22 protein-coding genes are annotated in these 22071 nt (G+C 73.8%); 13 read left to right on the top strand and 9 right to left on the bottom strand.

All coding sequences use genetic code 11. From position 1 onward, the window contains the following. Positions 1-3 precede the first annotated feature (3 nt). A complete protein-coding gene (locus ACIP37_RS05210; protein WP_363581764.1) occupies positions 4-1278 on the bottom strand; it encodes an MFS transporter in 1275 nt (424 codons plus the stop codon). A gap of 238 nt (positions 1279-1516) precedes the next feature. Here ACIP37_RS05210 and ACIP37_RS05205 point away from each other — a divergent pair, with 238 nt between their 5' ends. From ACIP37_RS05205 to ACIP37_RS05195, 3 genes are all read left to right on the top strand, one after another. After that, complete coding sequence (locus tag ACIP37_RS05205) at positions 1517-2869, top strand: condensation domain-containing protein (protein ID WP_363581762.1); 1353 nt, start codon at positions 1517-1519, stop codon at positions 2867-2869. Between the two features lie 93 nt (positions 2870-2962). Then, complete coding sequence (locus ACIP37_RS05200; protein ID WP_363581760.1) at positions 2963-3937, top strand: NAD-dependent epimerase/dehydratase family protein; 975 nt, start codon at positions 2963-2965, stop codon at positions 3935-3937. Between the two features lie 142 nt (positions 3938-4079). Further along, the gene (locus ACIP37_RS05195) at positions 4080-4940 is read left to right on the top strand and encodes an AAC(3) family N-acetyltransferase (RefSeq protein ID WP_363581758.1); all 861 of its coding nucleotides are present in this window, start codon (positions 4080-4082) and stop codon (positions 4938-4940) included. A gap of 109 nt (positions 4941-5049) precedes the next feature. On the opposite strand, the gene ACIP37_RS05190 is transcribed toward ACIP37_RS05195, so the two are convergent. The 4 genes from ACIP37_RS05190 to ACIP37_RS05175 all read right to left on the bottom strand — a co-directional run bounded on the left by ACIP37_RS05190 (position 5050) and on the right by ACIP37_RS05175 (position 9195). After that, positions 5050-6576: a M1 family metallopeptidase gene (locus tag ACIP37_RS05190; RefSeq protein ID WP_400803806.1), complete on the bottom strand. Its 1527-nt coding sequence runs from the start codon at positions 6574-6576 to the stop codon at positions 5050-5052. Positions 6577-6817: 241 nt separating this feature from the next. Further along, positions 6818-7690 (bottom strand): sulfurtransferase, encoded by an 873-nt coding sequence (locus ACIP37_RS05185; protein WP_363581754.1) that lies wholly within the window; start codon positions 7688-7690, stop codon positions 6818-6820. A 139-nt stretch (positions 7691-7829) separates the two neighbouring features. Continuing rightward, positions 7830-8156 carry a hypothetical protein gene (locus ACIP37_RS05180; RefSeq protein WP_363581752.1) on the bottom strand — a complete coding sequence of 109 codons (327 nt, stop codon included), beginning with the start codon at positions 8154-8156 and terminating at the stop codon, positions 7830-7832. A 178-nt stretch (positions 8157-8334) separates the two neighbouring features. Beyond that, positions 8335-9195, bottom strand: a complete 861-nt coding sequence (locus ACIP37_RS05175; RefSeq protein ID WP_363623677.1) for a polysaccharide deacetylase family protein — start codon at positions 9193-9195, stop codon at positions 8335-8337. A 228-nt stretch (positions 9196-9423) separates the two neighbouring features. Here ACIP37_RS05175 and ACIP37_RS05170 point away from each other — a divergent pair, with 228 nt between their 5' ends. Continuing rightward, positions 9424-10284: an SAM-dependent methyltransferase gene (locus ACIP37_RS05170; RefSeq protein ID WP_079135406.1), complete on the top strand. Its 861-nt coding sequence runs from the start codon at positions 9424-9426 to the stop codon at positions 10282-10284. 87 nt (positions 10285-10371) lie between these two features. Here the strand turns inward: ACIP37_RS05170 and ACIP37_RS05165 are convergent, their stop codons facing one another. Further along, entirely contained in the window at positions 10372-11241 is an 870-nt protein-coding gene (locus tag ACIP37_RS05165; protein ID WP_363623675.1) for a DNA-formamidopyrimidine glycosylase family protein, read from the bottom strand. A gap of 135 nt (positions 11242-11376) precedes the next feature. On the opposite strand from ACIP37_RS05165, the gene ACIP37_RS05160 reads away from it, so the two are divergent. The 4 genes from ACIP37_RS05160 (at position 11377) to ACIP37_RS05145 (ending at position 14165) form a co-directional block, all read left to right on the top strand. Further along, positions 11377-11829 (top strand): SRPBCC family protein, encoded by a 453-nt coding sequence (locus tag ACIP37_RS05160; protein ID WP_400803156.1) that lies wholly within the window; start codon positions 11377-11379, stop codon positions 11827-11829. A gap of 166 nt (positions 11830-11995) precedes the next feature. Continuing rightward, positions 11996-12655 carry a hypothetical protein gene (locus ACIP37_RS05155; protein ID WP_400803159.1) on the top strand — a complete coding sequence of 220 codons (660 nt, stop codon included), beginning with the start codon at positions 11996-11998 and terminating at the stop codon, positions 12653-12655. A gap of 98 nt (positions 12656-12753) precedes the next feature. Further along, positions 12754-13551, top strand: coding sequence for a DsbA family protein (locus ACIP37_RS05150; RefSeq protein WP_400803162.1), 798 nt, complete (start codon positions 12754-12756; stop codon positions 13549-13551). Further along, positions 13548-14165, top strand: a complete 618-nt coding sequence (locus ACIP37_RS05145) for a vitamin K epoxide reductase family protein (RefSeq protein WP_400803165.1) — start codon at positions 13548-13550, stop codon at positions 14163-14165. The genes ACIP37_RS05150 and ACIP37_RS05145 overlap by 4 nt, the downstream gene beginning before the upstream one ends. Before the next feature lie 75 nt (positions 14166-14240). Here ACIP37_RS05145 and ACIP37_RS05140 read toward each other — a convergent pair whose 3' ends face one another. Then, the gene (locus ACIP37_RS05140; protein WP_363369635.1) at positions 14241-15224 is read right to left on the bottom strand and encodes an adenosine deaminase; all 984 of its coding nucleotides are present in this window, start codon (positions 15222-15224) and stop codon (positions 14241-14243) included. A 173-nt stretch (positions 15225-15397) separates the two neighbouring features. On the opposite strand from ACIP37_RS05140, the gene ACIP37_RS05135 reads away from it, so the two are divergent. Next, positions 15398-15679, top strand: coding sequence for a DUF6158 family protein (locus ACIP37_RS05135; RefSeq protein ID WP_350883625.1), 282 nt, complete (start codon positions 15398-15400; stop codon positions 15677-15679). Between the two features lie 123 nt (positions 15680-15802). Next, complete coding sequence (locus ACIP37_RS05130; protein WP_363581736.1) at positions 15803-17191, top strand: NADP-dependent succinic semialdehyde dehydrogenase; 1389 nt, start codon at positions 15803-15805, stop codon at positions 17189-17191. Between the two features lie 57 nt (positions 17192-17248). On the opposite strand, the gene ACIP37_RS05125 is transcribed toward ACIP37_RS05130, so the two are convergent. Further along, entirely contained in the window at positions 17249-17539 is a 291-nt protein-coding gene (locus ACIP37_RS05125; RefSeq protein WP_400328771.1) for a hypothetical protein, read from the bottom strand. Between the two features lie 44 nt (positions 17540-17583). Beyond that, positions 17584-18609 carry a Ku protein gene (locus ACIP37_RS05120; protein WP_400803170.1) on the bottom strand — a complete coding sequence of 342 codons (1026 nt, stop codon included), beginning with the start codon at positions 18607-18609 and terminating at the stop codon, positions 17584-17586. 162 nt (positions 18610-18771) lie between these two features. On the opposite strand from ACIP37_RS05120, the gene ACIP37_RS05115 reads away from it, so the two are divergent. From ACIP37_RS05115 to ACIP37_RS05105, 3 genes are all read left to right on the top strand, one after another. Further along, positions 18772-18999, top strand: a complete 228-nt coding sequence (locus ACIP37_RS05115) for a hypothetical protein (RefSeq protein ID WP_363581730.1) — start codon at positions 18772-18774, stop codon at positions 18997-18999. Positions 19000-19244: 245 nt separating this feature from the next. After that, a complete protein-coding gene (locus tag ACIP37_RS05110; RefSeq protein WP_350883615.1) occupies positions 19245-20684 on the top strand; it encodes an amino acid permease in 1440 nt (479 codons plus the stop codon). A gap of 165 nt (positions 20685-20849) precedes the next feature. Further along, on the top strand, positions 20850-22040 hold the full coding sequence (locus tag ACIP37_RS05105) for a helix-turn-helix transcriptional regulator (RefSeq protein ID WP_363628246.1): 1191 nt from the start codon (positions 20850-20852) through the stop codon (positions 22038-22040). The last annotated feature ends 31 nt before the right edge of the window (positions 22041-22071 follow it).

The following is a 22071-nucleotide window of genomic DNA, read 5'->3' as shown; positions in this document are numbered from 1 at the left end:
GGATCAGCCGACCGCCGCGCCCACCCGCGGCGACGGCTCGGCCGCCGGGCCGGCCAGCGCCGCCAGCCGGCGCAGGCTGGCCCGGCGCTGGAGCGCGCCGAGGCCGACGGTCGCCGCGCCGAGGGCCAGCCAGCCGGCCGGACCGGCCGTCATCACCACGCCGGTGAGCAGCAGCGGGCCCACCGACTTCTGCACCGACTGGGCCATCCCGGCCACCCCCAGGTAGGAGGCCTGGGCCCCCGGGGGCGCCAGGACGACCGCCAGCTCCCAGGAGCTCACCGAGCGCATCAGCTCCGCCAGTGTGACCAGCATCGCCGCGGCGAGCAGCGCGAGCGAGGCCGTCCACGGCCCGCCGCCGGTGGCGAGCGCGGTCAGCAGGCAGCAGCCGAGCAGCGTCAGGCCGTACCAGCCCACCGCCGCGGCCGCCCCGCGCGGGCCCTCCGCCCGCGCGGAGACGCGCAGTTGCAGGAGCACCACGAGCACCGTGTTGAGGATCAGGAAGGCCGGGACGACGGCGTGCGGCGCGCCGGTGTGGTGGACGAGCCAGAGCGGCAGACCGACGTTGAGGATCGAGTCGTCGAGGTTCAGCGGCATGTCCAGCGCGACGAACAGCAGGTAGCCCCGGTCGCGCCAGGGGCTCGGCACGGCCGCCGGGGCGGCGGCGGGCTCCTCCCCGGAGGCCGCCGCGACCAGGCCGCGCCCGGCCGGCTCCCGGGTGCGCCAGACCAGGACGGCAGCGAGGACGAAGGAGAGCGCGTTGGCCACGATCAGCGCGCGGTAGGCGGTCGTGGTGCCCATCGCCAGGCCGATCGCCGCGATGCCCGCGCCGAGCGCGTACCCGGCGTTGGCCACGCTGCGGAACAGCGCCTGGTACGTGCCGCGCCGCTCGCCCGCGATCCGGGTGGCGAACAGCATCTCCAGGGTCTTGGCCGCCCGTTCGGCCAGGCAGGTCAGGGCGACGGCGGGGAGCAGCGTGGCGAAGTCGTCGACGACCAGCAGCAGGCCCATCGTCCCGATCCGCAGCAGGTGACACCCGATCAGCAGCCACCGCACCGGCAGCCGTTCGGCCGCCCGCCCGGCGAGCGGGGACCCGGCGATCCCCGCCGCCGCGCCCACGCCCAGCAGCACGCCGAGCTGTCGGGCGTCCATTGCGCACACGTAGGTGAAGTACAGCACCGAGGCCGCCGCCCACACCCCGCTCCCGGTCCGGTCGACGCACTGCGCCAGCAGCATGATCCGCGCGTCCCGCCCGCCCGGCGGCTTCCGCAGCTGCGCCATCAGTCCGTTCCCCCGCATGGCAGGCCCCCGTTGCATGATCGGCATCAATCTCGACATCAAGATACTTCACGTCGAGATAGATGCGGAAGCCCCGGCCGCGCGCCCGCCGGAGCCCCGGCCCCCGGGCTCCGGGCCTCGACGGCGGGCAGGCGGTGCGCCACACTCTCCCCAGCAGCATCCGCGCTCCCAACGCACCGGCACGACGTCACGATCCACCGCCACATCGGAGAGCCACACGGTGACCACTCGTCAACTGCTGCACATCGCCTTCTCGTCCGGCCGGGCCGGGTCCGGTCCCGCCACCTGGGGCCAACAGGCCATCCGGGACGCCGTGAGCCGGCTCGCCCCGGCCGACGCGCCGCGCTACAACATCGCCGCGGCTGCGCCGCTCGACCCCGGGCTGCCGCTGCCCGTCCTGCTCGCCGGCCTGGAGCGACTGCTCCATCTGCACGACTCGCTGCACACCCGCCTGGTGCCGGGCGAGGCCGGCCGCTTGCGCCAAGTAGTCGACCCCGAGGGCCGGTTGGAGGTGGAGGTACGGCACTGCGCGGAGCCGGCCGATCCGGTCGAGGCGGGCGCGCGGCTGCACGAGGAGCTGGCGGCGCTGCCGTTCGACACCGCCGCCCAGTGGCCGATCCGGGTCGGCGTCGTGGAGACGGGCGGGTCGGCCCGGTACGTGAGCCTGGTGCTCTCGCACACCGCGGTCGACGGCACGGGGATGAGCCGCCTGGTGGCCGACCTGACCGCGCTCTGCCAGGGCACCTCGCCGGACGAGCTGGCCAAGATCCGCGAGCCCGCCCAGCAACCGCTGGAGGAGGCGGAGTTCCAGGCCTCGGAGCGCGGTCGGCGGCGGGACGAGGGCGCCCGCAAGCAGTTCCTGCGCAAGCTGCGGCTGGCCCCGGCCCGGCTGTTCCCCCCGCCCGGTGAGCCGGCCACGCCGGCCACCAGGTTCCCGAACGCCGTCCTGCGCTCGCCCGCGCTGCCCCGCGCGGTGGACCGGGTGGCGGCCGCCCACCGGGTGACCTCCTCCTCGGTGCTGCTGGCGGCGACGGCGGCGATGACGGCCCGGCTGTCGGGTTCGACGGACGCGGTGCTGAACGTCGTGGTGAGCAACCGCTTCCTGCCCGAGCTGACCAACGCGGTGAGCGTGGTCGCGGGCGACGGGCTGTTCCACCTCCCGGACGCCACCGCCGAGTTCGGGGACGTCGTCCGACGCACCAACGCCGCCGCGATCGGCGCCTACCGCCACGCCTACTACGACAAGCTCCGGTTGGAGGCCGAGATCGGGCGGCTCGCCGCCGAGGGCGTCCCGCTCGCGGACCGGTCCTGCATCTTCAACGACACCCGCGAGCTGGTCACCGCATCCCCCGACACCGGGACAGGCGAGGACGTGACCACCCTGACCTGGCCGGTGGAGTTCGAGCCCCGCCCCGGCCTGACCTACGCCCTGGACGCGCTGCAGTCCCCGGGCGCACTGAGCCTGACCATGACGGCCGACCCGGCGGTGCTCCCGCGCCCGGCGATGGAACGCTTCCTTTACGGGATCGAGGAGTTGATCCTCACCGAGGCCCGCGCTCTCGAAGCAGCCTAGGCCCTTGTCCGGAGGGCACCGCGTGATGCGCGGTGCCCTCCGGCGCCCCCTCACCATCCGTTGTTCCCCCGGCCCCGCCGCTACGCTGGGCCCATGCGGATCCTCCTCCTCGGCGGCACCTCCTTCGTCGGCCGCGCGATCGCCGACGACGCCCTGCGCAGTGGCGCCGAGGTCGCCCTGTTCACCCGCGGCCGGACCAACCCCGGCCTCTTCCCCGCCGCCGCCCACCTGATCGGCGACCGCGACACCGGCGACTACACCGCCCTGCGCGGCGGCCGCTGGGACGCGGTGGTGGACGTCAGCGGCTACCGCCCCCGCCAGGTCGGCCAGGCCATGGACGCGCTCGGCGACCGGGTCGGCCGCTACCTGTTCATCTCCAGCCACGCGGTGTACGAGCGCGCCGGTCTCACCCCCGGCTCGGACGAGTCCGTCCCGCGCCGCGCACCGCTGCGCGACGCCGAGCAGCTCACCGAGGAGACGTACGGCCGGCTCAAGGTCGCCTGCGAGGACGACGTCACCGCCCGCTACGGGGACGGGGCGACGATCGTGCGCCCCGGAAAGGTGGCCGGCCCCCACGACGAGCAGCGCGGGCTCACCTACTGGGCGCGCCGGGCCGCCCGGGGCGGGCGGATCGCGCTGCCGGGGCGGCCGGAGCAGCCCGTCCAGGTGGTCGACGTGCGCGACCTGGCCCGGCTGGTGGTCCGGCTGCTCCAGGACGGCCGGGCGGGTGCCTTCCACGCCGTCGGCCCGGCCGAACCGACCACACTGGGCGGGCTGATCGCCACCTGCGCCGAGGTCGCGGGCACCGAGGTGGAGGTCGTCCCGGTGCCGCCGGAGAGCGCGCCGCCGCCGTTCTTCCCGCTGGTCCGGGCCGCGCCGCTCTGGCCCGGACAGCAGCGCAGCGCCGCCCGGGCCAGGGCGGCCGGGATGCCGGCGACCCCGCTCGCGGTCACCGCCGCCGACGTGCTCGCCTGGGACCGCGAGCGCGGCGAACCGCCCCTCGGCCACGGCTTCACGCCCGAGCAGGAGGCCCGGGTGCTGGCCGAAGCGACGGGGTCGAGGCCCTGAACGGCCTCCGACCTTGCACCGCACGACCGGTCAGGACGGACTGCCGGACCGCCACCCCGTCCTGACCGGTTGTCAGTGTCACGCGCTATGGTCGGCCCCGAACGATCCCACCAGCACCTGCACAGCACCGCCAGGGGGCACCATGACCGCGCACCGCACCACCGCGCACAGCGCCGGCCCGCGCACCACCCCGCTCGACGCACCGCTCGAGGCGCCGCTCAGCACCGCCGATCTCGTCGAGGGCTGGCGGCGGGTGGGCGTCCGCGAGGGCATGGCGATGATCGTGCACTCCTCGCTCTCCAGCCTCGGCCGGGTCGACGGCGGTGCCGCGTCCGTGGTGGCCAGCCTGCGCGAGGCGGTCGGGCCCGGCGGCACGGTCGCGGTGCCCACCTTCACCACCGCCGTCGTCCGGGACCCGGCACCGGAGCACACCGGCCTGCCGAGCCCCGAGGTCGCCGAACGGCGCGCCGCCGTCCCGCTGTTCCACCCCGGGCTCCCCTCACTGATGGGCGCCGTACCGGAGGCGCTGCGCGCGCTGCCGGAGAGCCTGCGCAGCACGCATCCGCAGGCCTCGGTCGCCGCGGTCGGGGCGCACGCCCGCGAGGTCACCGCCCGCCGCTCGCTGGGCTTCGCGGTCGGCCGCGAGTCGCCCTTCGGCGCGCTGCACGACCTCGGCGGGTACGTGCTGCTGATCGGTGTCGGGCACAACCGCAACACCTTCCTGCACTACGCAGAGACCTTCGCGCCCAACCGCCGCCTCAAGCTCCGGCGCTTCCCGATGGCGATCCAGGGCGAGCGGGTCTGGATCGAGGCACCCGACGTGGGCGACGACAACGACACCCACTTCCCGGCCGTGGGAAAGGAGTTCGAGGAGCGGGCGGGCATCCGCGAGGTGCTGGTCGGCAACGCGCCCTGTCGGCTGATCCCGGTCCGGGAGCTCATACCCTTCGCCGTCCGCCGCCTCACCGAGCTGCTGGCGGCGGACGGCCCCGGAGCGGCGTAGCCCGATCGACCGCCCGCTTCCTCAAGCGGCCGACCGGACCACGCCCGTCACCAGGTCACCAGGTCACCTGGTCACCAGGTCACATCCGGGGGCTCAACGGACTCAGGAATCAACGCTCCTCGTCGTGCAGCGAGTTGGTCTCCTGGATCTTCTTCCAGGACTTCGGCTCCGCCGGCAGCCGCCCGGCGTCCTGTCCCGCGCCGGCACCCGGCGCGAGCGAGGCCGCCGCTGCGGCCGGCGCCGGCCCGGCGGCCGGCTTCGAGGCGGTGAACAGCCAGGTGGCGAAGAGGTCCCCGAGCTTCTTCCCGGAGACCTTCTCCGCGTACGCCTGGAACTCCGGGACGGAGGCGTTGCCGTAGCGGCGCTCGGTGGGCCAGCCCTTCAGGATCCGGAAGAACTTGTCGTCCCCGACGGCGTTGCGCAGCGCCTGGATGGCCACCGCGCCCCGGTCGTAGACGGCGTTCGCGAACTGGTTGGCGGCGCCCGGGTCGCCCGGCTTGACGGTCCAGAAGGGGTCGTCGGCCGGGTGCGAGGCGTAGACGTAGTCGGCGAGTTCCTGCGCCGTGCCCTCGTCCTCGTGCTCGGACCAGAGGAACTGCGAGTACCGGGCGAAGCCCTCGTTCAGCCAGATGTCACTCCAGTGCGAGACCGAGACGCTGTCGCCGTACCACTGGTGGGCCAGCTCGTGGACAACGACGGAGGTGTTGGAGCCGCGCGCGAACTGCCGGGGGCTGTAGAAGACCCGGGTCTGGGTCTCCAGGGCGAAGCCGGTCTTGACGTTGGGCACGTAGCCGCCGACCGAGCTGAACGGGTAGTCGCCGAAGTAGCCGCTCAGCCAGTCGACGATCTCGCCGGTGCGCTCGACGCTGGCCTTGGCCGCGTCGGTGTCCTCGCCGAGGTCCTTGCTGTACGCGTTGTAGACGGGCAGCCCGCTCGGCGTGGTGTCGGTCGTGACGTCGAACTTGCCGACCGCGAGGGTGGCCAGGTAGGTCGCCTGCGGCTTGTTCTCGCGCCAGCTGTAGCGGGTCCAGCCGGCCTGGGAGACGGCACTGGTCAGGATGCCGTTGCTGATCACCTGGTTGCCGTCCGGCACCTGGACCGAGACGTCGAAGGTGGCCTTGTCGCTCGGGTGGTCGTTGCTCGGGAACCACCACCACGCCGACTCGGGCTCGCCGGCGGCCACCGCGCCGTCCGGCGTGCGCAGCCAGGCGGTGAAGCCGTACTTCTTCACGGTGGACGGGACGCCCTTGTAGCGGACCACCACGGTCGTCTGGCTGCCCTTGGCGAGCGGCCGGGCGGGCGTGACCTCCAGCTCCTGCTCGCCGCTGGTGGCGAAGGTCGCCGGACGTCCGTTGACCCGGACCTCCTGGACGTTCAGCGCGAAGTCGAGGTTGAAGCGGGAGAGGTTCTCGGTCGCCGTGGCGAGGATGGTGGTGGTGCCCTCCAGCTCGTCGGTGGCGGGCTGGTATTTCAGCCGGATGTCGTAGTGCGAGACGCGGTACCCGCCGTTCCCGTAGGTCGGGTAGTACGGGTCTCCGATGCCGGCCGCGCCGGGTTGGAAGTCGGCCGCCGAGGCGGGGACGGCCAGGAACAGGCTCAGGGCGCTGGCAGCAGAGACGATCAGCCTCTTGCGCACGTGGTCCTCCAGGGTCACTGGGACGATGGGTCGGATCGATCCATGTCCCGGTGGCTCCCGCTCCACTCCCCAATTGTGAGATGTTCATGAAAAGAAACAGGCCGACACGGCACCGCCGCGGCACCGTCACACACCCCGCCGGCCCCCCGCGCCCCACCCGTCCCTCACGCCCCGACCCCTCACCCCCCGGCCCACTCACTCCTGACCCCCTTCACCCGCCGCCCCTTCACCCGCCGCCCCCTCACCCGCCGAGCGTCACCGGCGCCCGCACCAGCGAGCCGTACTCCGTCCACGAGCCGTCGTAGTTCTTCACGTGCGGGTACCCCAGCAGCTCGGTGAGCGCGAACCAGGTGTGCGCCGACCGTTCGCCGATCCGGCAGTACGCGATCACCTCGCGCTCCGGTTCCACGCCCTTCCCCGCGTACAGCGCCCGCAGTTCCTCCGCCGAGCGGAACGACCCGTCGTCGTTGGCCGCCTGCGACCAGGGGACGTTCACCGCGCCGGGAATGTGCCCGGGCACCTGCGCCTGCTCCTGCGGCAGGTGCGGCGGGGCGATCAGCTCGCCCCGGTACTCGGCGGGCGAGCGGACGTCGACCAGCACCGCGTCCGAGCCGGGCTTGGCGAACAGCTCGGCCTTGCCGAGCACTTCGTCCCGCAGCGCCCGCAGCTCCGGGCGCTCGGGCCCGGTCAGCCGGTAGGCGGTGTGCTGGTAGTCCATCACCTCTTCGGTGAGCCCGCGCCCCTCCAGCTCCCACTTCTTGCGCCCGCCGTCCAGCAGCCGCACGGGCCCGAAGCCGCGCAACCGCAGCAGCCAGTAGGCGTACGCGGCGAACCAGTTGTTGTTGCCGCCGTAGAGCACCACGGTGGTGTCGTCCTCCACGCCGGCCGCCCGCAGCAGGTGCTGGACGCCCTCCCGGTCGGCGTAGTCGCGGCCGACCCGGCTGTGCAGGTCGGTGGTCCAGTTCCAGCCGATCGCGCCGGGGATGTGGTCCCGGTCGTAGGCGGTGGTGTCCTCGTCCACCTCGACGACCCGGATCGTCCCGTCGTCCAGGTGGCGGGCCAGCCACTCGGTGCGGACCAGCGCCTCGGGGTGTGCGTAGCCGTTGCCGGTCATCCCAGGCCCTCCTTCGCTCTGCCCAGGCTTGGGGCGCCCGACCACGGGCACAGCGAGCCGCGCACGGGCACGGCGGGGCGCCGGCGACCGGGCCGGACAGTTCGACGCTACGCCGACCGTCCGGCCCGGGCCACCCCACTCAGGAGAAGACCACGGAGCGCAGCTTCAGCCGGTCGCCGAGCTTCTTGCCGGGGTTCATGACGTAGAAGACGTCGCCCTTGCAGTCGAAGTCCAGGAAGACCGTGGCCGTCGAGGTGGTGAAGTTCTCCGGCGCGAAGGCCGGGTCCTTCTCGGTGGCCCCGAACAGGTTGATGCACTGGCCGCTCTCCGGGTCGGCGAGCCCGGCCGGCACACCGGGGCCGACCTTGTAGAGGAAGTCGCCGGTGGCGGCGCCGGCGGAGGTCGGAACCGCGAGGACGAGGGCGACGGCGCTGGCGACGGCGAGTGCGGTGTTGCGGAGACGCATGATTGATGGCCTTTCAGGAGGTACCTGGTGGTACCTGATGCATTGATGCGAGATCACCCTAGAGGCCCAAAATCAGCAGAAACGGTTCTCCCAAGCCACTCTTTCGGGTGGTTTAAGCGGTAAAGCCGCGACCTTCATCGGGAAACCGCCACCCGCACCCGCCGCCCCGCGCCCCCGCTCAGTTCGACGGGGCCGAGAAGGAGTACCCCTGGTCGACCAGCACCGGCAGGTACGCCTTCAGCGCCGCCACCGTCTGTGAGCGGTCACCGCCACCGTCGTGGTTGAGCACGATCGACCCCGGCCGGACGTTCTTGAGGATCCGCTCGGTGATCACCGAGGTCCCGGGCGTGGCCCAGTCCTCCGGGTCCACCGTCCAGCCCATCGGCCGCATCCCGAGCTCGGTGGTCACCCTGAGCGCGACCGGCGACCAGTCCCCGCCGGGCGCGCGGAACCAGGACGGCTGGCGCCCGGTGGTCCGGTACAGCAGGTCGGAGGTGCGCTCCAGTTCGTCCCGCACCGCCTCGTCGGACATGTGCCGCAGGTCGGGGTGGGTCCAGGTGTGGTTGCCGATATGGTGGCCGCGGTCCGCGATCTCCCGGACCAGCCCGGTGTTCTCGACGGCGCACTCGCCGACCAGGAAGAAGGTCGCCCGGATCCCGTACTGCTGGAGCAGCGCCAGGACGGTCGGCGTGTACCGGGGATCCGGCCCGTCGTCGATGGTGAGCCCCACCACCCGCTGGCCCGGGTCGAGTTGGTTGACCGGCTTGGCCTCCTCCTCCGTGAGCCGCCGGCGGGCGGGCATCGGCGGGGCGGCGGCGGGCGGCGGCGCAGCCGTGGGGGCGGGCGGGGGCGCCGCGGAGGGGGCGGCCTGGGCCGCCTCCGGCCCGGAGCCCGGTCCGGAGGCCTCCGGCGCGGCACCCGGCGTCCGCGCCGTGGCGCCCGCCCCGGCGTCGTCCGCGTCGCTCCAGGGGCTGCCGCAGCCGGCCGCCCCGAGCAGGGACATCCCGGCCGCGACCAGTAGCAGTCGCCGCGAGGGCATTCGTGAGTAAATCTGATGATCTGACAGCATTCTGAATGCTTCCCCCGTGTAGCGCCGCCGCTCCCCGATGGCGCCTCAGACGGGCCCGATCACCACTCCGACGGCGCAAGCGCACCCCGCCCGCCCCCGGCTTCCCCGCGACTTCCCCGACCGGACGCTCGGCCTCCCCTCCCGACCGCTACGCTGTGCCTTCCCCAGTGTGATGATCTGCCATCAGAGGACGTGGCCATGACGACAAGTCAGGACATCCCGGACCAGGGCCGGCCCGACGACGACCCCGCCGAGCTGAGCCAGTGGGAACGGTTCGGCGTCGACACCACCGCCCCCCACTCGGCGCGCGTGTACGACTACTGGCTGGGCGGCAAGACCAACTTCCCGCCGGACCGCGCCATGGGGCAGGCCATCGAGGAGGCCGTGCCGAGCGTCAAGCAGATGGCCAAGGCGAACCGCGCCTTCCAGGGCCGGGCCGTCCGCCACCTCGCCCGGGAACACGGCATCCGCCAGTTCCTCGACCTCGGCACCGGCATCCCCACCTCGCCCAACACCCACGAGATCGCCGAGGCGGTCAGCCCCGGCACCCGGGTGGTCTACGTCGACAACGACCCGATCGTGCTCGCCCACGCCCGCGCCCTGATGGTGTCCAGCCCCGCCAGCCGGACCACCTACATCCACGCCGACCTGCGCAAGCCCGAGGAACTGTTCACCGACCCGGCGCTCACCGCCACGCTGGACCTCACCCAGCCGGTCGGCCTGCTGATGATCGCCGTGCTGATGCTCATCGCCGACGAGGACGACCCGTGGGGCCGGGTCGCCGCCCTGCGCGACGCCCTGCCCGCCGGCAGCTGCATCGCCCTCACCACCCCCACCCAGGACTTCGACCCGGAGGCGGTCGGCAAGGTCACCGAGGCCGCCCGGGCCGGCGGCATGACCCTCGTCCCGCGCACCCACGACGACGTCCTGCGCTTCTTCGACGGCTGGGACCTGGTCGAGCCGGGCCTCTCCCCCGTCCTCGCCTGGCGCCCGGACGGCGAGCCGCCGGCCGACCCGAAGGCCGCGTACTACTGGGGCGGCGTCGCCGTCAAGCGCTGAACCCGCGCCGGGCCCGCCCCCACCGGAGCCCCACGGAAACCCACCTCGGGTGGGGCGGGCCGCACCGGGCCCGCCCCACCCGCGCCCTCACTTCAGCAGCCGCGACAGCCGCCGGTCCGCCAGCGGCTTCCCCCCGGTCTGGCAGGTCGGGCAGTACTGCAGCGAGGAGTCCGCGAAGGACACCTCGCGCACGGTGTCCCCGCAGACCGGGCAGGGCAGGCCGGTCCGGCCGTGCACCCGCAGCCCCAGCTTCTTCTCCGCCTTGAGCTCCCCCGCCGCCAGCCCCCGCGAGCGCTCCACCGCGCCGCGCAACGTGGCGCCGAGCGCCTCGTAGAGCCGCGCCGCCTCCTCCTCGGTCAGGCTGGACGCCAGCTTGTACGGGGACATCCGGGCCGCGTGCAGCACCTCGTCCGAGTAGGCGTTGCCCACCCCGGCCAGCACGCCCTGGTCGCGCAGCACGCCCTTGAGCCGGCGCCGGTCGCCGCTCAGCAGGGCGGCGAAGTCCGCCAGGGTGAACGCCGGGTCCAGCGGGTCGGGGCCGAGCCGGGCCACCCCGGGCACCTCGGCCGGGTCCTTCACCACGTAGACCGCGAGGCCCTTCTTCGTCCCCGCCTCGGTCAGGTCGAAGCCGTCGCCGGCCTCCCCGGCCAGGCGCAGCCGCAGCGCCAGCGGGTTCCTCGGGCTCGGGCGCGGCGGTTCGGCGGGCAGGCCGTCCTTCCAGCGCAGCCAGCCGGCCCGGGCCAGGTGGACCACCAGGTGCAGCCCGCCGGCCTCGATGTCGAGGAACTTGCCGCGCCGGGTCACCGGGCCGACCGTCCGCCCCTCCAGCGCGGTGACCGGCGGGTCGTACGTCTTCAGCGCGCTGATCGCGACCGGCTGCACCCGGGCGATGACGCGCCCGGTCAGCCGCTCGGACAGGAAGTCGCTCAGCGCCTCGACCTCGGGCAGCTCCGGCATGCGCCCAGTCTCCCGCAGCCCCGCGCCGGCCGCCCGCCCGGGGGCGTGCCTTTGCCCGGCCCCCGCGCGGGGCGCAGGCTGGAACTACGCGCCGTACCCCGCGTCCCCCATGCGCCCCCGCCACGGAGCACCGTGATGAGCATCCTTGAGGAACAGATCGACCTCGCCGTCCCCGTCCTCGCCGCCTGGGAGCAACTGCACCGGGTGCACGAGTACCCGCAGTTCGTCGACGGCGTCCGCAGCGCCCACCCGCACGGGCGGAACCTGGCGCACCTCGGGGTGGAGGTCGACGGCACCGAGCGGGCGGTGGACACCGAGATCACCGACCGCGGCCGGGGCCGGGTGATGTCCTGGCGGACGCTCGACGAACCCCGGCTGCACGGCGCGTTCGCGCTGCTGCCGCTGGACGCCCGGCACACCCGGCTGCAGATCCGGGTGGAGTACGACCCGGAGGCGATGCACGAGGCGTTCGGCGGGCCGCGCGGCTTCGCCCTGGCCGGGGCGATCGAGCGGACCGTCCGGGGCGACCTGGAGCACTTCCGGGAACTGGTCGAGGAGCGGATCGGCGCGGCGGGCAGACGCGGCTGAGCGCAGCCGGCAGGCCCGGGCGAGCGCGGCGGGCAGCCCCGGTGAGCACGACGGCCCGGCCCGCGTAAGGGCCGCATAAGCCCAGCTCAGCGCCGGTGGTGAGGCTCTTCACAGCGGACCTCCGGCCCGACCGTTTCGCTTTCAACCTGTGGCAGACTCGGATGCCATGGACATCGGCCCGGTCACCAGGACGCTCCGCGCGGCGGTCTTCGCCGCGCTGGTCGTGCTGCTCGCCGGGCTCGGCCAGGTGCTGGTCACCGGCCGCGCGCTGCCGGCCGGCCCGATGGCCCTGGCCTGCGTCGCCGTGTTCGCGGTGGCGTACGCGTTGGCCGGCCGCGAGCGCGGCTACCCGGCGGTCGCGGCGGTGTTCCTGCCGCTGGAGCTGGGCGTCAGCGCGCTGTTCGACTTCGCCCAGACCACCTGCCCGTCCTTGCCGCCCGGCTCCGCGCGCGGCTTCCAGCCGCTGCTGTGCGGCGGCGGTTCGCTGGGCGGGTTCCTGCTCGGCCACGGCGTCTCCCAGCAGACCGGCGTCCTGCTGCTCCTGCTGCTGCACGCCGCGATCGCGCTGGCCGGCGCGTTCTGGCTGCGCCGCGCGGACGCCGCGCTGGCCGGCCTCGCCCGCACCGCCCGGATGCTGGGCGACTTCCTGCACCGGCACCTGCCGGCCGCCGCCCGCTGGCTGCGGCTGCTCGCCGCGCCCGTCCCGGCCCGTCCGGTGGCGCGGGTGCCGTTCCCCCGGGCCAGCCGGACCCTGGTCCCGGCCGAGGACGTCGTCGTCCGCCCGACCGTCCGGCGCGGTCCGCCGACGCTCGCCCTGGCCTGCTGACAGGCGCGCGCCGCTCGGCGCCGCTCCCGGCCGGTCCTCTCGCCGCGCGCCCCGCGCGCCCGCACCCCCGCACGCCCGAGAGCACAGGACGACACCTCATGAGCAACACCCGCAAGGCCGCCGCCAAGACCAGCGCCACCGACCGCATGCGCGCCGCCCGCGCCCAGGCCGAGCGCTCCGACCGGATCCGCCGCCGGGTCGTGGTCGCCGGCGCCTCCGCCGCCGTGCTCGCCCTCGTGGCGGGCGTGGCCTTCGCCGTCGGCGGCTCCTCCGGCTCCGGTTCCGCCGACGCGGCCGCGAGCGGCCCGCTGGTCGTCCCCGCCAACACGGGCGGCCAGGACGGCACCGTGATCACCTACGGCAGGGCCGACGCCCCGCACACCCTGGAGATCTACGAGGACTTCCGCTGCCCGTACTGCGAGCAGTTGGAGACCACCACCGGCAAGGCCGTCCAGCAGCTCGCCGACGACGGCACGTACAAGATCGAGTACCACCTGGCGACGTTCCTGGACAAGAACCTCGGCGGCAAGGGCTCGCGCACCGCGCTGGCCGCCGCCGGCGCCGCGCTCAACGAGGGCGTGGACAAGTTCAAGCAGTTCCACGACGTGCTCTACGCCAACCAGCCCGACGAGCGCACCGACGGCTTCGGCGACGTCAACCACCTCCTCGACCTGGCCGGCCAGGTGCCCGGGCTGAAGACCGACGGCTTCGTCAAGGCCGTCCAGGACGGTACCTACGCGCCGTGGGCGGCCAAGGTCAACGAGGAGTTCGACAAGAGCGACGTCACCGGCACCCCGACCGTCAAGCTGGACGGCAAGAAGCTGGACGTCCTCACCGGCGGCAAGGCCGCCACGCCCGAGCAGTTCACCGCGATGGTCAAGCAGGTGACCGGATGACGGCCGCCGCCCCCGCCGCGCGGACGTACGGCGCGAGCCGCCCGTTCGCCTGGCTGCTGCTGATCGGCGGCGCGGTCGGCCTGTTCGCCTCCTCGGTCCTCACCCTGGACAAGATCCGGCTGCTGAAGGACCCGTCGTACGTCCCCTCCTGCAACATCAACCCGATCATCAGCTGCGGCTCGATCATGCGCAGCGACCAGGCCGAGGCCTTCGGCTTCCCCAACTCGCTGCTCGGCCTGGTCGGCTTCGGCGTCGTCATCGCGATCGGCGCCGGGCTGCTCTCCGGGGCGACGTACCGGCGCTGGTTCTGGCTCGGCCTCCAGGCCGGGACGGTCTTCGGCATCGGCTTCGTGACCTGGCTGATGTACCAGGCGCTCTACCGGATCAGCGCGCTCTGCCCGTACTGCATGGTGGTCTGGGCCTCGATGATCCCGCTGTTCTGGTACACCACCCTGCACAACCTGCGCTCCGGGATCATCCCCACCGGCCGCGCCCTGCGCCCGGTCGTCCGCGAGGCGGCGCGCTACCACTGGGTCGTCCCGGCGCTCTGGTACGCGGTGATCGCCCTGCTGGTCCTCAACCGGTTCTGGTACTACTGGAGCACCCTGCTCTGACCTCGTCCGCCCGGCCCCGGGCCCTACGCTCCGGGGCCGGGCGGCCGACCCGTCAGCCGCCGCCCAGGACAGTTCCTAGAAGCGGAACTCCTCGACCTCGGCCAGCAGTTCGGCCCGGCGCTCGTCGTCGATGAAGGAGGCCCGGAAGGAGTTGGCGGCGAGTCGGCGCAGCGTCTCCTCGTCGAGCGCGAGGGCCTGCTGCACGGCCCGGAAGTTGTCGTCGACGTAGCCGCCGAAGTACGCCGGATCGTCCGAGTTGACGGTGACCAGCAGGCCGGCCTCCAGCATCTCGCGCAGCGGGTGGTCGGCGAGGGTGTCGATGCACCGCAGGCGGACGTTGGAGAGCGGGCAGAGCGTCAGCGGGACCTGCTCGCGGACCAGCCGCGCGACCAGCTCGCCGTCCTCCAGGCAGCGCAGGCCGTGGTCGATCCGCTCGACGCCGAGCACGTCCAGCGCCTCGGTGATGTAGGACGCCGGGCCCTCCTCGCCCGCGTGCGCGACGCGGCGCAGCCCGGCCTCGGCGGCCCGCCGGTAGACCTCGCGGAACTTGGCCGGCGGGTGGCCGACCTCGGCCGAGTCGAGGCCGATGCCCGCGATCCGGTCGAAGTACGGGCGGGCGGCCTCGAAGGTCTCCAGCGCGGATTCGGCGGACTCGTCCCGCAGGAAGCACATGATCAGCCGGGTGCTGATCCCGTGCCGCTCCTCGCTGCGCGCCAGCGCCCGGGTCAGGCCGTCGACCACCACGCCGAGCGGCACGCCGCGCGCGGTGTGCGCCTGCGGGTCGAAGAAGATCTCCGCGTGCCGGACCCCCGCCTCGGCCGCCCGGGTGAGGTAGGCGTCGGCGAGGTCGGCGAAGTCCTCCTCGGTGCGCAGCACGGCCATCAGCGCGTAGTACAGGTCCAGGAAGGACTGCAGGTCGCTGAAGGAGTACGCCTTCCGCAGCGCCTCGGTGTCGGCGTAGGGCAGCGTGACCGCGTTGCGGGCGGCGAGGGCGAAGGCGAGTTCGGGCTCCAGGGTGCCTTCGATGTGCAGGTGGAGTTCGGCCTTGGGGAGCGGCATGGGGGATCTGTCCGAGCTGTAGGGGGCGGGAGCGAAGAGTCCAGAAGCATTCATCCTACGATCCGTTCGATCACGACCGGCCTGACGGGCGCGCCCCCGGCCACCCGAACTGGTGCACCGGCCGGGGGCAGCGGGCACCCTGGAGGAGGGGGCTTCCGCCGAGGAGGTACCAGATGCGGCACGTCGAGGATCCGCACATCCGGCCTGCGGGCGTCTCCCCGCACGCCCTGGGCAACGACACGCTCCTGCACGAGCTGGAACAGCTGCACCGCACGCGCCACGAGACCTTCCTGTACGGCTCGGAGGAGGCCCTCAAGCGGCACACCCTGCGCACCGGGCAGCTGGAGGCCGAGTACCTGCACCGCTTTCCCAGCCGGCTGGTGACGGCCGGGCGGACCAGGGCCGGCGCCCGGGCCCGCGAGGCGGCGGCCCGGGTGGAGTCGCTGCCCGAGTAGACGTGCCCGCGCCACCACCGCCCGGCGGGACACGCCGGGCGGTGGTGGCGTGCCCCCGGGCGGGCCGTCGGGGAGGGTGAGAGGCGCAGACGCACCGGACCCCGACCCCCCTGGGAGCCCCGCATGCCCATCGCCAGCGTCAACCCCGCGACCGGCGAGATCCTGGAGACCTTCGAACCGCTCGACGCGGCCGGCATCGAGCAGCGGCTGGCCCGCGCCGAGGCCGCGTTCCACGGCTACCGCACCACCCCCTTCGCCGCCCGCGCCGACCTGCTGCGCCGGGCCGCCGACCTGCTGGACCAGGACCGGGAGGCGATCGCCCGCACGATGACCGAGGAGATGGGCAAGCCGCTCGCCGCCTCCCGGGCCGAGGCCGCCAAGTGCGCCACGGCGATGCGCTGGTACGCCGACCGCGCCGAGGAACTGCTCGCCGACGAGCACCCGGCCCCGGCCGACGTCGCCGACTCCGGCGCCGCCCGCGCCTACGTCCGCTACCGCCCGCTCGGGGCGGTGCTGGCCGTGATGCCGTGGAACTTCCCGTTCTGGCAGGTGGTCCGGTTCGCGGCGCCGGCCCTGATGGCGGGCAACGTCGGCCTGCTCAAGCACGCCTCCAACGTGCCCCGGACGGCGCTGGCGCTGGAGGAGCTGTTCCGGCGGGCCGGCTTCCCGGAGGGCTGCTTCCAGACCCTGCTGATCGGCTCGGGCGCGGTCGAGGGCGTGATCCGGGACCGCCGGGTGGCCGCGGTGACGCTCACCGGCAGCGAGCCCGCCGGGCGGGCGGTCGCCGCCACCGCCGCCGACGAGGTGAAGAAGGCCGTCCTGGAGCTGGGCGGCAGCGACCCCTTCGTGGTGCTGCCCAGCGCCGACCTGGACGCGGCGGTGCGCACCGCCGTCCGAGCCCGGGCGCAGAACAACGGGCAGTCCTGCATCGCCGCCAAGCGCTTCATCGTGCACACCGACGTGTACGACCGCTTCACCGCCGCCTTCACCGAGGCGATGCGGGCGCTGCGCGTCGGCGACCCGATGGACGAGGCGACCGACGTCGGCCCGCTGGCCAGCCGCCAGGGCCGGGACGACCTGGAGGAGCTGGTCGAGGACGCCCGCACCCACGGCGCCCGGGTCGAGTGCGGCGGCGGGCGCCCGGAGGGCTGGGACACCGGCTACTTCTACGAGCCGACGGTGCTGACCGGCATCACCCCGGCCATGCGGATCCACCAGGAGGAGACCTTCGGCCCGGTCGCCACGGTCTACCGGGTCGCCGACCTGGACGAGGCGGTGGCGCACGCCAACGACACGCCGTTCGGGCTCAGTTCCAACGTCTGGACCCGGGACGAGGGCGAGCAGGAGCGCTTCGTCCGCGACATCCAGGCCGGCGGGGTGTTCTTCAACGGGATGACCGCCTCCCACCCGGCGCTGCCGTTCGGCGGCGTCAAGCGCTCCGGGTTCGGCCGGGAGCTGTCCGGGCACGGGATCCGGGAGTTCTGCAACATCACCACGGTGTGGATCGGCTGAGCACCCCCGGACCGCCGGGCACGAGCCGGGCACGAGCCGGACGCGGACGCGGCCGGGTCAGGACGCCACGCGGTGCCTGCCCCGGCCGGGCGTCATCCAGCGGGCGACCACGCCGACCAGGGCGAGGACGGTCGCTCCCCAGACGATGGCCATCAGCACCAGCATCGGCAGCCAGCTCACCTGGGCGCCGACCATGGCCAGGCCGAGCGAGAGCGCGACCATGAACACGACGGCGGTCGGGTTGAGGCCGAGCAGCCAGTGCCAGGCCCGCTGCACCGGGCTCCGGTGCGGCGGTGGGGCCTCGGGGTCGGTTTCGGTGTCGAGTTCCTTGTACGTCAGCAGGTCCATCGGGATCGCCTCCGGTTCTCGGGGGGCTGCCGGATCCGCGGGGCTCAGGAGGCCTTGCGCGGAGCCGTGGACTTTCCGGTCGCGGTCTTTCCCGCCCCGGCCTTCGCGGTCGCGGACTTCGCGGTCGCGGACTTCGCGGTCGCGGTCTTCTTCGCCGGGGCGGTCCTCTTCGCCGGGGCGGCCTTCCCGGCGGCGGCCGCCGATCCGGCGGGCTTCTTCACCGGGGCGCGCCTGCGGGGCGCGGGCTGCTCCTCCTCCGGTTGGTCCTCGTCGGGCCCGGCGGCGTGCCCCCGCCCGCCCTTGGCCCGCTTGAGGCTGCTGCGCAGCGCCTCCATCAGGTCGATCACGTTGTCGGGCGCCTCGCCCGGCTCCTCCTCGTGCGGGAGCTCGACGCCCTCCAACCGGGCCGTGATCACCTGCTGGAGCGCCCGCTGGTAGTCGTCGTGCAACTGGGCGAGGTCGAAGTCCTCGGAGAGCGTGTCCATCAGCGACCGCGCCATCTTGAGCTCCTGCGGCCGCACGGTGACGTCCTCCTCGGGCGCGATGCCGGCCGCGGGGCGGACCTCGTCGGGCCAGATGCAGGTCTGCAGCACCAGTGTGCCGTCGTGCACCCGCAGCACCGCCGGGGATTCCCGGGTGCGCAGCGCGATCTTGGTGACGGCGATCTGCCCGGACGCGGTGAGCGCGTCGCGCAGCAGGGCGTACGGCTTGGCGGCGGCCTGGTCGGCGACGCCCACGTAGTAGGCCTTGGAGAACATCAGCGGGTCGATCTCGTCGGCGTCCACGAAGGCCAGCACGTCGATGATCTTCTTGCTGGGCAGCGGCAGGTCGGCGAGGTCCTCGTCGGTGAGCGTGACGGTCCGGCCGTCGGGGGACTCGTAGCCCTTGGCGATCTCCGCGTACGGGACTTCCTTCTCCTCCCGCTCGCAGTACCGCTTCATCCGCACCCGCCCGCCGTCCTTGGCGTGCACCTGGTGCAGCGGGACGTCGTGTTCCTGGGTGGCCGAGTAGAGGTGGACGGGGATGCTGACCAGCCCGAAGCTGATCGTCCCCTTCCAGGTGGTCTGCATGGGGGTCGCTCCTTCCCGGAGTTTCCCGTTGCCGGAGGTTCCCGCCCGGCCCGGCGTCCTCGCGCCGAGGACGTGCCGAGGACGTGCCGAGAATCCCACTGTGCCCGGGTTTGCCCCGATCGGCCACACCGGGCCGACAATGGGCCGAGGAGGTCGATGCCGATGACCGTCCGGAGCCGTGCGCAGGGCGCACCGCCGCCGCCACCGGAGCGGACCGTGTACCGGGTGGTGTACGCGGTGCGGGGCGAGGCCGGCGTGCGGCGGGCGGAGGTCGAGGTGGTGCCCGGATACTCGCAGGAGGGCGACATCCCCCGGATCCTGGCGGCGCGGCTGACCGGCCGGCCCGCGGACGCGGCACGGATCACCGTGCTGGACCTGCGCGGGTCGTGAGCCGCGACGGGGGTCCGAGCGCCTCCGACGCATTGGCGGTGCGTCAGATTTGAGCTTTTCGCACCGCATTTCCACCCGCTCTGACCTGGCTTTTTGCGTCCGGTTACCGAACATTTACGGATGCTCTGTTCCGATACGCGGCCGTAGAAGTTAGGTTGCACCGCAATGCGCGGGTCCGTCCCCCACCCTCCGGCGCAACGAGCCGAGGGTCGCGCCGCGCGCGGGAAAGGCACAGGGCTCATCTGATGAGTGCGGACACCACCAGGCCTGCGGCAGCCGCCCAGGTCCCCCAGCAGGCCGGGCCGCCCGGGCACGGCGGCGAGGGCCACCTGAAGGCGGGGCTCAAGAACCGCCACCTGTCGATGATCGCCATCGGCGGGGTGATCGGCGCCGGCCTGTTCGTCGGCTCCGGCGCGGGCATCGCCACCACCGGGCCGGGCATCCTGCTCTCCTACACGCTGGCCGGTGTGCTGGTCGTGCTGGTGATGCGGATGCTCGGCGAGATGGCGGCGGCCGACCCGCAGAGCGGCTCGTTCTCGGCGTACGCGGACCGCGCGCTCGGCCGCTGGGCCGGGTTCACCATCGGCTGGCTGTACTGGTTCTTCTGGGTCGTGGTGCTCGCGGTGGAGGCGACCGCCGGCGCGAAGATCCTCAACGCCTGGATGCCCGGCGTGCCGCAGTGGGCGTTCGCGCTGCTCGTGATGGCGGTGCTGACCGCCACCAACCTGTTCTCGGTGGCCTCCTACGGCGAGTTCGAGTTCTGGTTCGCCGGGATCAAGGTGGTGGCGATCGCCGCGTTCCTGGTGATCGCCACGCTCGCCGTCTTCGGCCTGCTGCCCGGCACCCACGCGGTCGGCACCAGCAATCTGACCGGCCACGGCGGCTTCCTGCCGCACGGCGTGGGCGCGGTGTTCACCGGCATGCTCACGGTGGTCTTCGCCTTCATGGGCAGCGAGATCGTCACCCTGGCCGCGGGCGAGTCGGAGGACCCGGAGCGCGCGGTCAGCAAGGCCACCAACAGCGTGATCTGGCGCATCGGGATCTTCTACCTGGGCTCGATCCTGCTCGTGGTCACCCTGCTGCCGTGGGACTCGGACGCCGTCAAGGGCAGCCCGTACGTGGCGGTGCTGGAGCACGTGGGCATCCCGGGCGCCGGCCAGGTGATGAACGTGATCGTGCTGACGGCCGTGCTGTCCTGCCTCAACTCCGGGATGTACACGGCCTCCCGGATGGCCTTCTCGCTCGGCCAGCGCGGGGACGCGCCGAAGGCCTTCGCGACCGTGACCAAGCGGGGCGTGCCGCGGGTGGCCATCCTGTCCTCGGTGGTCTTCGGCTTCGTCGCGGTGTTCTTCAACTACACCTCGCCGGACACGGTGTTCGCTTTCCTGCTCAACTCCTCCGGCGCGGTTGCGCTGTTCGTCTGGCTGGTGATCTGCTTCTCCCAGCTGCGGATGCGCCGGATCATCGAGCGGGAGACTCCCGAGCGGCTGACCGTCCGCATGTGGCTGTACCCCTATCTGACCTGGACGGCCATCGGCATGATCGGGTTCGTGGTGGCGTACATGTTCACCGACGCCGACGGGCGCAAGCAGATGTACCTGTCGCTGGTCGCCGCGGCGATCGTGCTCGCGGCCTCGGCCGTGGTGGGCCGACGGCGGCGGGCCGCGGTGGCGGCGGAGTCCTGACCCGTCCGCGCCGCGCGACGGTGCCGGGCCCGGGAGCCGTTGCGGAGGCTCCCGGGCCCGGTGCCGTTCGAGGGATGCGACCCACAGTTTGACAATGGCACGTCAAAGGGGATACCTGGGCATGGCGCTCCCCCACGAGCGCTCCCCCACCCCCCGGGAGACCCCTTGCCACCCCTCCCCGCCCCCGCGTCCGCGCGCCTGCGCTTCGGCCACCGGCTGCGCCACTGGCGCGAGGCCCGCGGACTCAGCCAGGCCGAACTCGGCCGCCTGCTCGGCTACCACAACTCACTGATCAGCCGAGTGGAGAACGCCCGCCGCTGGCCACCGCCGGGACTCCCCGCCCGGGCCGACGAACTCCTGCTCACCGGAGGCGAGTTGGCCGCCCTCTGGCAACCCGTCCGGCAGGAGCGGGAGCACCTCGGCGAACTCGCCGCCCCCGCCCTGCCACCCCTCGGCGAGAGCGGCACAGGGCCCCCGACGGGCCGACCGGACGCCGCCACCTTCGCCGTGCTCGGCCACCTGCTCGATGTCTACCGCGCGGCCGCCACCCACACCGGCGGCGAACAGCTGGCCACCGTCCTCGAACACCACGCCCGCACCCTGGCCGCCTGGCAGCACGCCGCCCCGCGCGAAACCGCCCCCGCCGTCCGCTCGCTCGCCGCCCGCTACGCCGAACTCGCGGGCTGGGCCCACTTCGAGGGGGACCGCCGCACCCGCGCGCTCGGCTGGTACGCGGCCGGGCTGGAGTGGGCCCGCGCCGCCGACGACCAGCCGACCGCGGCCGCCCTGCTCGCCCGGCAGAGCACCCTGCACTGGTGGAGCGGCGACCCGGCCACCGCCCTCGCCCTGGCCGAGGCCGCCCACGCCACCGCCCGCACCCTGCCCGGCCTTCGCGCCTGGGCCGCCCTCGCCCAGGCGCACGCCCACGCACTGGCCGGCGCGGCGCCCGAGACGTGGCGGGCCCTGGCGGACGCCGAACGGCTGACCGAGGCCGCCCTGCGGGCCGGCGAGCCGGCGCCCGGGGCCGCCCGGGCCGCCCTGGTGCTGGGCGTCGCCCACGGCACCTGCCACCGGGACCTCGCCGTCCGCACCGGCCACACCGCCCACGCGCACGCGGCGGTGGCCCACCTGGGCGCCGCCCTGGGGCGCCTGGACCAGGCCGCCCACCCGCACGACCACGCACTGGTCGCCGGCCGCCTCGCCGGGGCGTACGCCCGGGCCGGGCGCCACGAGGCCGCGGCCGCCGTCCTCTCCCGGCTACCGCCGGACGCCACCGGCCGGATCGCCTACGAGCGGCGCCGGGCCCGGGCCTGGCTGGGCGGCTCGACGGCGCACCGGCCCCCGGCGGACGGCTGACCACGGACCGCTGACGGCGGACGCGCCGGAG

Origin of the sequence: Kitasatospora sp. NPDC088861, from assembly GCF_044750105.1 — a bacterium.
Lineage (GTDB): Bacteria > Actinomycetota > Actinomycetes > Streptomycetales > Streptomycetaceae > Kitasatospora.
The sequence above is the reverse complement of the archived record's forward strand: the minus strand, read 5'-3'. Positions and strand labels throughout refer to the sequence as shown.